A 12720-nucleotide genomic window follows, 5' to 3' on the forward strand; every position below is an offset into this window, starting at 1 on the left:
CGAACATCTAAAGGGCATGAATGGTGTCCTTTTTTGGTGTTCTTAAATGGTTATTACTAATAAATGGTATACAAAAATAAAGTTGATGGCAAAATACCTATCAACTTTATTTATCGTACAGCCAAAATTTTTATTAAGTTCAGACTTTTCTTTTCCTATATTCAATTTTAAATGACCGTTTTCTCCATTACAAATTAGGATTGTGCTAACTTGATAGCGATTTATTCATATTAAGTATTTTTATATTCTTCAATTATTTTTACTATTGAATTATATGAATTTAATCGTAGAAATAAACTTAGTATTCTAAAAACAATTTGTTTTTTAGAGACTTTCGCCATTAGTTTCAATTACTTTTTTATACCAGCTAAATGATGCTTTTTTATAACGGTTAAGACTACCTTTTCCATCATCATCTAAGTCAACGTAAATAAATCCATAACGCTTGCTCATTTGTCCAGTAGATGCACTGACTAAATCAATACAGCCCCAAGGAGTATAGCCCATTACAGGAACGCCGTCATCGATTGCTCCTGAAATAGCTTCAATATGTTTACGCAAATAATCAATCCGATAATCATCTTGCACGAAGTTATTTTCATCAGGTTCATCCTTTGCTCCCAAACCGTTTTCTACAACAAAGACTGGTTTTTGATAGCGATTATATAACTCATTGAGAGCAATTCTTAATCCTGTTGGATCAATTTGCCATCCCCAATCAGAAGCTTTCAAAAATGGATTCTTAACGCCGCCGACCAAATTGCCATTAGCTGTAGCTAAACTTTTATCAGTGACGTTGATAGCTGTAGACATGTAATATGAAAAGCCTATATAATCCACAGGATTCTCTTTGAGAATCTTCAAATCATCTGCCGTAACATCCAAATCTTTAAAACTAAATCCATAACGATTCATTACCGATTCAGTATATACAGGATAAGTCCCTCGTACTTGGACATCGCCACAGAATTGATTGAATGCTTGATTCTCTTTTAAAGCTGCCAGTTGATTAGCAGGGTTGGAGTCATAAGCATAAGTTGTAGCATATAACAACATGCAACCAATCATCAAATCTGGTCTAATGGAATGGGCAATTTTAACTGCCTTAGCTCCAGCAACAAATTGATTATGCCAAGCTTGATAAATATTCTTCTTATCATCTGCACCATTTGATTTAACCAATCCCTGACCCATTACTGGGAAATGTAATGCAGAATTGATTTCATTAAATGTCATCCAATACTTAACGTCCTTGGCATAGCGATGCAAAACAACCGAAGCATAACGCTCATAGAATTTAATCAGTTCACGATTCTTCCAACCACCATACTTAGTTACCAAATTCAAAGGCATCTCATAGTGACTGATAGTAATAACCGGTTCGATACCATACTTTAAGCATTCTTTTATTAACTTGTCATAAAATTTAAGTCCTGCTTCATTAGGCTGACTTTCATCACCCTGGGGAAAAATTCGGCTCCAAGCAATTGAAAATCGATAACATTTGAAACCCATTTCAGCAAATAACTTAATGTCTTCTTGATAACGATGATAGTGATCAATTCCTAAATGATTTGGATAGCGATATTTATCATTATCAATTTTCCAATCAAAATCAGGTTGATTGACGATTTCAAATCTCTTAGGACCGCCAGGCAAAACATCGGCAATGGACAATCCTTTACCATCCTGGTCATATCCTCCTTCGAGTTGATTGGCAGCAGTAGCGCCACCCCATAGAAAGTTCTTTGGAAACTTACTCATAATTTCTCCCTTCAGTTAAACAACGTAAAACGATACAGTATCTTTATCGACCGTCGTTTTTTCATTTGGTACTATTTCAACAAAATCCTTGGTATTAGTTACAATTACTGGTGTTACTGTATCATATCCGGCCTTTTTAATGGCTTCCAAATCAGCCTCGACCAATAAATCGCCTTGTTTAACTTTTTGATTATTCTCAACGTGTACTTTATATGGTGCACCCTTCAATTCTACAGTATCCAATCCAATATGAATCAAAACTTCAATTCCCGTATCACTCTTCAAACCAATCGCATGCTTTGTTGGAAAGACAGTTTCAACTACGCCATCAAAAGGTGCATAGAATTTGCCTTCTTCAGGAATAATTGCGACACCATCACCCAACATCTTTTGGGCAAAAGTTGGATCGTTAACACTGTCTAATGTAATCTGCTCACCCTTGACTGGACTGAAAACTTTTTTAGTTTCCTTAGTACCAGCATCAATTTTAGGTGTGGCAGCAGTTGTTGAACTTGTTTCACTAGCTGTTGTTGCTGTAGTTCCTTCATCAAATCCAAAAATCAATGTCAAAACGAAAGTCAAAACTAATGAAATAACAACAACGATGACTGCATAGATAAAGTTATTAGGTATGTTGTGGTTAACAAATTGTGGAATTGAAAGAAGGGATGGTATTGCAAAGGCAAATGATTTCAAATTAACGATTCCCATAAATAATCCAGAAATTGCACCAGAAATCATTACAGCATACAATGGCTTCTTATACTTCAAAGTTACACCATATAGTGCTGGTTCGGTTACTCCGGCAAGAAAAGCCGAAATAGATGCAGCTGAAGCAATTTGACGGGTATTTTTATTTTTAGTCTTTACGGCAACAGCCAAACAAGCAGCACCTTGGCCAATATTAGCAGCCAACATTGCAGGTAATATCAAACTATCTGGACTTGCAACTGATGCGGCTAAAAAGATTGGTGAAAATGCCCAGTGCATACCTGTCATAACAATCAATGGCATAAACGCTGCCATGATTGGCATTGCTAACCAAGCGGCATGCTTTTGAATCAATAACACGATGCTTGAAAGTAATTCTCCAGCCCAAGTTCCGATTGGTCCAATAATAACTAAAGATACGACACCTACGATAAATATTTCTAATAATGGTTTCAAAATACTCTTAAAACTAGATGGAACCACTTTGTCCAAAAATGCTTCCAAATACTTCATAGCCCAAACGATCAATAAGATTGGAATAACTGAACTAGAATAACTAGCAGCAGTCACTGGCAATCCCATTAAGTGGATGGCCTTTCCAGAATTTACTAGTGAAATAAAATCTGGATGTATCAAAATTGCACCTGCAATTATGGCCATCATTTGATTAACCTTATGATATTTCGAAGCCGTAATGGCTAATTCAATTGGCAAAAAGTAAAATGGTGCATCACCGAATACACTGATAATTGTATAAGTTTGGCTCTTAGTACTCATAAGATTCAAAGTAGTCAAAAGAATCAAAACAACCTTGATCATTCCGCCACCAATCAATGCCGGAATTAGAGGAGACATACATGAAGAAATAAAACTGGTAAATTGATCGAATAAATTTCCCTTCTCCTCATTAGCATTTTCGTCAGTATTATCGCCACTTTCATCAGTTGGAAAATTTCCTAACTTAACGATTTCGCTATAGTAATCGGACACACCATTTCCAATAATAACTTGATACTGACCATTCTGATGATTTATCCCCATTACGCCTGGTATTTGCTTTACCTTTCCATCATCAACTTTATTTTCGTCTTTTAATCGAAATCTTAATCTTGTTACACAATGAGTTAAATAATTGATATTGGCATCTGTACCAACAGCATCATAAATCTGTTTGGCAGAATCTTTTACACTCATCTTCACATCTCCCAATTTTTTTGTTATTTAAGCAATTCCAAAAAATGCTTATCTTTTTAGTATTAAAAATATTTCATTAATAAAAGAAAATTACTATTATTTTGAACAAAAAAAGACCTAATCCGCTTCAATCAGTTGAAGTAAATTAAGTCATGCTCACATCTGTGATCGCACCCTATTAAAATAATACTAAAGATTCTTTACTAATCTTCTAATATGAACTGTCAAATACAATAATTCAGAACTAGTAATCGTAAAATTATACTTTTCAAAAATGAAATCCTTTATTTTTTTTGCGCATTTATATGGTTCTGCATAGCGGTGCTCCAAGGTATTCAATAAATCTGCATCCTCTTCATCATCATAATGCTTATTCTCCAAAACACGTTGTGCAAAAAATTTTAAATTCGTAATAAAGCGATAATAATTCAAGGATTCTTCATCAAATTCAGTATTAAAGAAGTCCTTGACGATGCTTTCACACTTCTTGATTATCTTGGTTATTTCATATGCTTGGTTTTGTTGTGCACTATCTTCACTCTCAGCATTGATAAAATGAATTGCTATAAATGCAGCCTCATCGTCACCTAAAGTTACTTGTTCAGAATTATTAATTACCTCGACGGCTTTTTTCCCTACTGCAAATTCATCTGGATAAAATCGAGCTATATCCCATTTCATAGGATTATTTAATAAAATTCCATCTTTTGCACGTTGAATAGCCATATGGATATGGTCGGTCAAATTAACATAAATTATTTCATTAAATTTTTTACCAATCTTCATTTTTGCAAAATTGATAATTCTTTCGGCAATATTAATTTGTTCCATTGGTACGTCAATTACTAAATCAGTAAATTTATTCATAGTACTTTCGTTCTTTAAAAATAATGTTTTTTCAACTTTTTTCATGTCGAGCGAATCATTGGGCTGTTTACCGAATGCAACCCCTGGACCCATGACTAAAACATCGATTCCATTATGATTTGTAGCAATAGCCGCATTATTATTAAGTGTCCGTTTGACCTTCAAATAGTCACCTCTATCAAAAAAGACTTAATAATATTAGATATCTAGGAACAAATAAGTCATGCTCAATTACTTAAATCGATAACACCTTATCATTAATACATTACCTTAATATTTTTAATCTTACTTTAAATATCGCTAATGTTGATATTATCTTATCCTGCACGCGACATAAAAATATTGTAGTCATTTATGTATGCGTTGTCAATAAATAAAAAGATTTTACTATGTTTTACGAATTTTATTGGCAAGATATCAAATTTAATTCCTCTTTTTTCATACAATTACTTCAACAAGTCAGTATCTCAATCTAAAATTAGCTTTAATTTTTCAGAAACAAAAAAGAACCGAAATTCCAATTTTAAAGGAATTTTCGATTCTTATTTTTATCCAATAATATATTTAGCATCGACCCATTCATTTGTGGCCACTCGATGGTAAGTAATCCCATTAACAGTTCTGGTTTGATCCGTTACCCATGGCGTATTATTTGCTAATGCACGATTAGTTACTCGTGACATGCTGCCGTCACTTTGCAATGCCATTAAAGGTACATAAGACGAAGAAGAATCAGCAACCTTAATTACACCCTTACTAACATTATTAGTTGTGGAATTACTATTAGTATTTCCTGGATTAAATGTTTGTGGTGTTTGATAGCTGGTAAAGAAATTATCATATAATTGGGAAACGTCAAAATTACCATAGCTACCACCAAAATTATATGAACTAGTCCATTGCCAACCATGAGCATTGGGATGCAAGTATAAATCAGTCGCATCGTTTGGATATTCAGCTACCCAACCTTTATCAACGGTCATAACGGCTCCAACCCAAGAACCCATCGTATAAATATCAGAGCGATAGCCATATTTGGCAACCTCATTCATAAAGGCTGTATTATTAGCATCATTCTTATCTTTTGAAATAAATTGTTGCTCTGTGCTCTCAACATCAGCAACTAAAACTGCACCTGCTGGCAAACCATCTGCTTTAGCTGTTTGAGCTGCAAAGTCAGCTTCTGCTTTTGCTTGTGCAACTGTGTTATATCTAGCAAAATGATAGCCGCTGATATAAAGTCCTGCAGCTTGTGCAGTTTTAATATTATTAGCTGCATAGGCATCCTTATAAGAGCTTCCCTCACTAATTTTTGTTACAACAGCCTTGACCCCATAGTTATCACGCATGTCAGTAAAATTAGCAACTGTCATTGAACCATTATGATTTGAAACATCAACCATATCCATTCTGGCTGCATCGACGTTAGTTGCTGTAAAAAATAATACCAGCAGTGATAATATTGTTGCGACAAATGCAACTATTCTCTTCCCATAATTCATAAAAAATATACTCCCCTTTTTATCATAACTTCTTGATATTATATCTTATTTGATTAATGAAAATTATTTGTGTTTAGAACTTTATCAATTTTTAAAGAAATTGTTTTTTTGCTTAATTTTTGAATAACTATAACCAAAGTAAATTTTTGTTTATTAAAAAATATAAGCAAATCGCTTGTAAGGTAACCAATCACATTGTAAATTAATAATGTAATCGGTTTTATGCAAATCAATTTTCCACAATTTTAATCAGGAGGTATTTTATTATGAAAATTGATATCAAAGCACCTGCTAAAAAATATTTAGCTGATAAAATCCCTGTCGGCAGTCAAGTTATTTTGACGACTGATGATGGTTCGAACAATTATTCAAGTATTGGTGCTACCTGTGAATTAGCTGATAAGTTTCAACTAATTATTTTGAATAAGCCAGATAAAGATTTTAATGAACCACTACAAAACAATGCCGGATATCAGATGAATATCCTACCTTTTGAAGATTACCTATTTGGATCAGGTCTAAACATTGATTTCAGCCACGATGCTCTAGTTTTGAGCGACAACGGTGGAGCTCTTGATAGTGCTTTAGCTGTGGTCGATTGGAGAAATGTCAAACCAGAAACTGAGGAACAGCTTCGCAAAAAAATGCAAAAAATCGGCGACCAAATTTGTTAGTGATTTCAATTTATAAATCTCCAGCAAACATAGATTGATTAATAGTTTTATCGTAAAGTCCTTCTGTATTCTGAAGGACTTTTTTATTGTGATTTGTCAATTATGACCCATTAAGAAAATAAAAAATGAAACTGAAATAACCCAAAGGCCAATAATAATCCCATAAAATAATTTATTTTGCTTTTTCTTAGAATTATCTTCTCTAAATCCAATTGCCATCCCATCAATAAAAAGTAGAACAGGTGGATATGCTGATAAACCAGTTAAACCAATAACAAAATAATTAATCCAACTTCCACCCAAAAAGTATTTTTGACATATTCCATATATAAGCAAAATTATAAAACAGCAATGGGAGCTACTAAATATATCCTTCTCATAATTCTCCTCCATTTTGAGATGTAATAACCTGTGGGTCGACTTCTGGCTTTTCACCATTATTGATAAAAAATACTTGATACCAAATTAAAAATGTGTAAATCGTCCAAACTTTACGTCGATCATCATTTTCACCACGATAACAACCATCTAGCATGTTTAAAATAGCGTCCTGATCAAAGAATTCACTTACAAAATCGGCGCAAAATAATTTGCGGAAATCTTCATAAACTTCTTTAGTTCTAATCCAATCGCGAATAGGAACGGGAAATCCCAATTTTTCTCGTTTAGCCCATTCTTTTGGCAAAGCTCTTTGAGCTGCTACACGTAAAGCATATTTACTGTCTTTACTATTCAACAAATATTTCGTAGGAATGCCACTAGCCACTTGTGCCATTTCTTTATCTAAAAATGGTACCCGTAATTCCATCGAGTTAGCCATACTCATGCGATCAGCTTTCAGAAGAATATCTTTAGCCATGAATTGGTGTAAATCCAAATACTGCATCTTTTTGACCTCATCATCATAACCACTAACCTTTTGGTAATTCTCCATAACAATTTCTTCAACTGATTGGGAGTGGTTGAATTCAGGTTTCACTAAATTACTAGCCTCAACTTCACTAAAGACTTTTGCTTGTCCAATAAAGAACTCTTCAGCTTTTGCTGTTGATTCATATAAGTGTAATCTTCCCGGGAAATTGGGCATTTTCTTTAAACCATGTGCCAAACTATATTTCACTCCCTGGGGTAATTTCTTTAAATCTTCAGCCACCATACGAATAATTTTTGAATGAGAATGGAATCCATAGTTAGCATAACCAGCAAATAGTTCATCTGCACCTTCTCCAGAAAGAATCACTGTCACGTCACGACTAGCCAATTTAGTCAAAAAATATAGTGGAACGCACGATGGATTAGCTTCCGGTTCGTCCATATAGTATTGAATCAAAGGAATAGCTTTCATTGCTTCTTCTTTGTTTACTATTCCTCGAGTATTATCTAAACCCAACTGATCAGCTAACTGTTTAGCAGCTTTACCTTCTTCATAGGTACTAGTGTCAAAATCAATTGAATAAGTATGTTGTGGCTTAAAGATAGCAGTCACATAACTAGAATCGACACCACTAGATAAGAGTGAACCCACCGGAACATCACTGATTTCATGCTTTTTAACAGAATCGTGCATGGCATCGTCAATCCTTTTAACAGTTTCTTCAAAAGAAAGATGATTTTCTTTAAATTCCATATCCCAATATTTTTTAATAGTTAATTTATTATTTTTATAAGTAAAATAATGCCCCTCAGGAATTCGATAGACATTTTTAAAGAAGGTTTCATTCATTGCAGAATATTGGAAAGTCAAATAAGGTTTTAACGCTCTCTTATTCAACTCTTTTTTAAAATTAGGCTCTTTCAAAAAAGCCTTTATTTCAGAACCAAAAATAAATGTTCCTTCATTTTGATAATAATAGAGTGGTTTGATTCCAAAAAAATCCCTTGCCCCAGTAATATCGCCGGTTTTGAAATCATAGATAACGAAAACAAACATCCCTCGGACCATCTTGAGCAGTTTCTCAATCCCCCATTCTTCAAAACCATGCAATAAAACTTCTGTATCAGTCTCAGTTAAAAATTTATGTTCAGCTTTTAACAAATCAATTCTTAAATCTTGATAATTATAAATTTCACCATTGAAGATAATCGCTTTTGATTTATCTTCGTTATAAATTGGCTGCATACCTTTACTAACATCAATAATACTTAATCTTCTAAACCCTATTGCTGTATCATTACCGAATAACTCTCCAGAACTATTGGGTCCTCGATGTTTAATCGTATCCATCATATCCGTTATTACAGTTTGTTTTTCTGCAATATTTTTATCAACGAAGCCAACAATTCCACACATAGAAAAATCCTCATATTTCCTTTATATTTAAACGCTCAATCAGTATATCGGAACAGAATGTAAAGATTGTTTAATTTGTGTAAATTTTCGGTAAATAATAAGTAAATTTTCAGTAAAAACAAATGTAAAAAATTATTCTATTTTTTAAGCAATGTACTTGATTACTTTATCAATACCGGTTATAGTTATAACTGTAATAAAGAGTTGTACACAAATTAATTTTGTACAAATCTTATTTTAGTAACAGAAAGGATGTCAATTATGAAAATCAATATTAAAGAAGCAGCACAAGCATATCTATCCAAGAAAATCCCAGCAGGAAGCAGAATCATTCTTACAACTGATGATGGTTCAAATAAGTATTCTAGTTTAGGCGGTAGCTGTTCTATTGGTGATAAATTCCAATTGGTAATCCTAAAAGACGCTGACCCTAAATATACCGTTCCTTTAGAAAACAACGCCGGTTATGAATTAAGCACTTCACCTCAAGATGAGGACTTACTTACAAATGGTCTAAATATTGATCTTTGGCACAATGCCCTTGCTCTAAAGGACAATAGTGGAATTCTTGACGGTGCTTTATCAGTTGTTGACTGGAGAAATGTAAAACCAGAAACAGCTGCACAACGTCGTGAAAAAATGCTTTCACTTGGCGATAAAATTTGCTAATTAAATTTTTAAAATAATGTAATAAAAAAAGTCTTCATGTGGTCTGCAGAAGTTTTCTTCCTACTTGTCCATGTGAAGACTTTTTATTTTTATTTTCATATCTCATCCACAAATATTAGTTGAAATGGTTTACAATTGGCCATAACAATAGTTTTAGGGAAAGGATGATATTTTATGAAACGGGAAGAAAAGCTTGAAATTCTTTCAAATTTGATTGCGATTGATACAGTCAATGATAATGAAGCAAAGGTAGCAGATTATATTAGTTCACTCTTTGCACCTTACAAAAATAAGGGAGTTTCAATCGATCGAGTCTCCTACTCTCCTGGTCGCGACAATTTAGTCGTCACAATTGGTGATAGCAAAAAGACCTTGGGATTCACTGGTCATGAAGATGTCGTTTCTACTGGTGATCTTGATTCTTGGGACAGTGATCCTTTTAAAGCTGAAATTAGAAACAACAAGATTTATGGCCGCGGTGCCAGTGATATGAAGTCCGGATTAGCCGCAATCATCATCACAATGCTTGAAATGTTAGAAAATGATGCAGTCCCTGGTCGAATCAAGCTTTTGGCCACAGTTGGCGAAGAAACCGGTGAATACGGCGCTGCTCAATTGACGAAAAAAGGCTATGCAGATGACCTCTCAGGATTAATCATTGCTGAACCTACTGAAGAAATGCAAAATCTCATTTACACTGGCAAGGGTGTCATCGACTATGTCGTCACCTCTGTCGGCAAGGGTGCTCACAGTTCCACTCCCGAGAAAGGCATCAATGCAATTGACCACTTAATTGATTTTGCCGATGAAGTCAGAAAATTAATGGCTACCTTTGACAAAGTTGATCCAGTTCTTGGTAAATTAACACATGTTCAAAGTGTTTTCCAAGGCGGAGAACAAACAAATAGCGTTCCAGATAAAGCCATCATCAAGGGAAATATTCGCAGCATTCCAGCTTATAATAATCAAATGATTTTTGATGCAATTAATGATTTGATAGCACGTTTAAATAAAAAACCAGGTTATGATTTAAAGATTGAATACGTCTATCCTGAAGAAGCCGTTCCTGGTAATCCTAATTCAGATTTCGTTAAACTTTTGAAAAATTCGTATCAAACAGTTTATTCAAAGGAATTAAGTGTTGCTGGACAAGCTGGGGCAAGCGATGCCTCTGAATTCTTGCATGCCAAAAATGACTTTGACATCGTTATAGTTGGTCCTGGAAATGACACTATGCATCAAAGCAATGAAAATTGTGATGTCGATGTCTTTTTGAAATCAGTTGATTTCTACAAACAGGCTGCTTTTGATTTCTTTAAATAAAGTGAGGTTGTTATAAAATGGAAAAAATAAACGAACCTAAAAAACATCACTTCACTCTACCCTCTGCTTTTACGATTCTTTTCTTCTGTATTATCGTCATTGCCCTTTTGACTTGGATTATTCCTGCTGGTACTTATTCAACCGATAAGGCTGGCAATATCATTGCCGGAACTTATCGTGAAGTCGCCAAAAATCCTCAAGGTATTTGGGACGTCTTTATGGCTCCTATCCTTGGGATGATTGGTAACAAGCAAACTACTGGTGCCATTGAAATATCAGTTTTCATTCTCGTCATTGGTGGTTTCTTAGGTGTTGTCAACAAAACTGGCGCCTTAAATACTGGTATTCAGTCAATCGTTACTCGTTACACTGGTAAAGAAAAAAGGTTAATCGTTATTTTAATGGTTATCTTTGCAATCGGCGGGTCGACTTATGGTATGGGTGAAGAAACCATGGCCTTTTTCCCACTGCTGATTCCAATTATGATGGGCGTTGGCTATGATGCTTTAGTTCCTGTTGGAATTATTTTGCTAAGCACGCGGATTGGTGATTTGGCTTCAACCGTCAATCCATTTTCAACCGGCGTTGCTTCAGCTATTGTCAATATCTCACCAGGAGTTGGATTATTTTCTAGAATTATTCTATTAATTATTACTACTACAATTATTATCCTTTTCGTTATCCATTATGCTGAAACGGTTAAAAAGGATCCTACGAAATCTTTGATTTACGATCAACGTGAAAAAATGAAGAAAGAATTCAACGTTGATTCTAAACAAACAGTTCCTGAAAAAATGACTACACGTCAAACCGTTGTAATGTGGATTTTTGGATTAACTTTTGGAATCATGATTGTTGGTTTGGTCCCTTGGACCAGTATCAATAAGAACTGGACTTTTTTTGAAACATTTACTAAGTGGTTAACTGGTAATTCAATCTTAGGAACAATTTTTGGGACAGATATCGTGCCACTAGGATCTTGGTATTTTAATGAGATTTCCATGCTATTCATCTTTATGTCAGTCGTTGTAATGTTTGTGGCTAAGATGAAAGAAAGCGATTTTATTGATGCTTTTGTTAAGGGAATGTCCGACTTATTAAGCGTTGCTATTATCGTAGCCGTTGCCCGTGGTATTCAAGTAACCATGAATAGTGGTCTAATCACTGGTACAATTCTTCACTTTGGAGAATCCACTCTAACAGGGATGCCCAAACCATTATTTGCGATTCTTGCTTTCATATTCTTCTGTGTGCTCTCAATCCTGATACCATCTAGTTCAGGATTAGCTGCTGCAACTATGGGAATAATGGGTTCACTAGCGGTCTTCTCTCATGTCCATTCCAGTGTCGTAGTTTCTGCATTTCAAGCTGCAACTGGTATTGTCACCGGTTTGACTCCAACTTCAGCTGTGCTCATGGCATCCCTTGCACTAGCTCATGTTAGTTTAATTACTTGGTATAAATGGGTTTGGAAGCCAATGTTGGTACTATTCTTAGTCGTCTTTGCTTTCTTAACCATCGTTTCAATCATTTAATCAAATAATCAAAAAAATCATCTATTCTGTGAAAATTCACAAAATAGATGATTTTTTGATAAATTTTTTAGGCTGTACGATAAATAAAGTTGATAGGTATTTTGCCATCAACTTTATTTTTGTATACCATTTATTAGTAATAACCATTTAAGAACACCAAAAAAGGACACCATTCATGCCCTTTAGATGTT

10 protein-coding genes are annotated in these 12720 nt (G+C 34.3%); 4 read left to right on the forward strand and 6 right to left on the reverse strand.

The window, feature by feature from the left end:
- Window positions 1-324 precede the first annotated feature (324 nt).
- The 4 genes from FHL05_RS11605 to FHL05_RS11620 form a co-directional block, all read right to left on the reverse strand.
- Window positions 325-1764, reverse strand: a complete 1440-nt coding sequence (locus tag FHL05_RS11605) for a glycoside hydrolase family 1 protein (protein WP_153384616.1) — start codon at window positions 1762-1764, stop codon at window positions 325-327.
- A gap of 15 nt (window positions 1765-1779) precedes the next feature.
- Window positions 1780-3669, reverse strand: a complete 1890-nt coding sequence (locus tag FHL05_RS11610; RefSeq protein WP_153384615.1) for a beta-glucoside-specific PTS transporter subunit IIABC — start codon at window positions 3667-3669, stop codon at window positions 1780-1782.
- Window positions 3670-3858: 189 nt separating this feature from the next.
- Window positions 3859-4701, reverse strand: coding sequence for a BglG family transcription antiterminator LicT (licT, locus tag FHL05_RS11615; protein ID WP_153522772.1), 843 nt, complete (start codon window positions 4699-4701; stop codon window positions 3859-3861).
- 383 nt (window positions 4702-5084) lie between these two features.
- A complete protein-coding gene (locus tag FHL05_RS11620) occupies window positions 5085-6038 on the reverse strand; it encodes a GH25 family lysozyme (RefSeq protein ID WP_153384613.1) in 954 nt (317 codons plus the stop codon).
- 266 nt (window positions 6039-6304) lie between these two features.
- On the opposite strand from FHL05_RS11620, the gene FHL05_RS11625 reads away from it, so the two are divergent.
- On the forward strand, window positions 6305-6712 hold the full coding sequence (locus FHL05_RS11625; RefSeq protein WP_153384612.1) for an iron-sulfur cluster biosynthesis family protein: 408 nt from the start codon (window positions 6305-6307) through the stop codon (window positions 6710-6712).
- 96 nt (window positions 6713-6808) lie between these two features.
- On the opposite strand, the gene FHL05_RS12895 is transcribed toward FHL05_RS11625, so the two are convergent.
- Entirely contained in the window at window positions 6809-7150 is a 342-nt protein-coding gene (locus tag FHL05_RS12895; RefSeq protein WP_420838743.1) for a LasU family protein, read from the reverse strand.
- Window positions 7089-9002, reverse strand: coding sequence for an asparagine synthase (glutamine-hydrolyzing) (asnB, locus tag FHL05_RS11630; protein WP_153384610.1), 1914 nt, complete (start codon window positions 9000-9002; stop codon window positions 7089-7091). Before asnB ends, FHL05_RS12895 begins: the two co-directional genes overlap by 62 nt.
- Before the next feature lie 261 nt (window positions 9003-9263).
- Between asnB and FHL05_RS11635 the strand changes: the two genes are divergently transcribed.
- From FHL05_RS11635 to FHL05_RS11645, 3 genes are all read left to right on the forward strand, one after another.
- The gene (locus tag FHL05_RS11635; protein WP_153384609.1) at window positions 9264-9671 is read left to right on the forward strand and encodes an iron-sulfur cluster biosynthesis family protein; all 408 of its coding nucleotides are present in this window, start codon (window positions 9264-9266) and stop codon (window positions 9669-9671) included.
- Window positions 9672-9845: 174 nt separating this feature from the next.
- Window positions 9846-10994: an ArgE/DapE family deacylase gene (locus FHL05_RS11640; RefSeq protein WP_153384608.1), complete on the forward strand. Its 1149-nt coding sequence runs from the start codon at window positions 9846-9848 to the stop codon at window positions 10992-10994.
- A gap of 17 nt (window positions 10995-11011) precedes the next feature.
- Window positions 11012-12529: a YfcC family protein gene (locus FHL05_RS11645; protein WP_153384607.1), complete on the forward strand. Its 1518-nt coding sequence runs from the start codon at window positions 11012-11014 to the stop codon at window positions 12527-12529.
- Window positions 12530-12720 lie beyond the last annotated feature (191 nt).

Source organism: Companilactobacillus halodurans, assembly GCF_009600995.1.
Lineage (GTDB): Bacteria > Bacillota > Bacilli > Lactobacillales > Lactobacillaceae > Companilactobacillus > Companilactobacillus halodurans.

What these genes read in the sequence shown, in the direction of transcription:
- FHL05_RS11605 (WP_153384616.1), bottom strand. Translation starts at nt 1,764, where the DNA reads ATGAGTAAGTTTCCAAAGAACTTTCTATGGGGTGGCGCTACTGCTGCC.
- FHL05_RS11610 (WP_153384615.1), bottom strand. Translation starts at nt 3,669, where the DNA reads ATGAGTGTAAAAGATTCTGCCAAACAGATTTATGATGCTGTTGGTACA.
- FHL05_RS11620 (WP_153384613.1), bottom strand. Translation starts at nt 6,038, where the DNA reads ATGAATTATGGGAAGAGAATAGTTGCATTTGTCGCAACAATATTATCA.
- FHL05_RS11625 (WP_153384612.1), top strand. Translation starts at nt 6,305, where the DNA reads ATGAAAATTGATATCAAAGCACCTGCTAAAAAATATTTAGCTGATAAA.
- FHL05_RS12895 (WP_420838743.1), bottom strand. Translation starts at nt 7,150, where the DNA reads ATGGTGAAAAGCCAGAAGTCGACCCACAGGTTATTACATCTCAAAATG.
- asnB (WP_153384610.1), bottom strand. Translation starts at nt 9,002, where the DNA reads ATGTGTGGAATTGTTGGCTTCGTTGATAAAAATATTGCAGAAAAACAA.
- FHL05_RS11635 (WP_153384609.1), top strand. Translation starts at nt 9,264, where the DNA reads ATGAAAATCAATATTAAAGAAGCAGCACAAGCATATCTATCCAAGAAA.
- FHL05_RS11640 (WP_153384608.1), top strand. Translation starts at nt 9,846, where the DNA reads ATGAAACGGGAAGAAAAGCTTGAAATTCTTTCAAATTTGATTGCGATT.
- FHL05_RS11645 (WP_153384607.1), top strand. Translation starts at nt 11,012, where the DNA reads ATGGAAAAAATAAACGAACCTAAAAAACATCACTTCACTCTACCCTCT.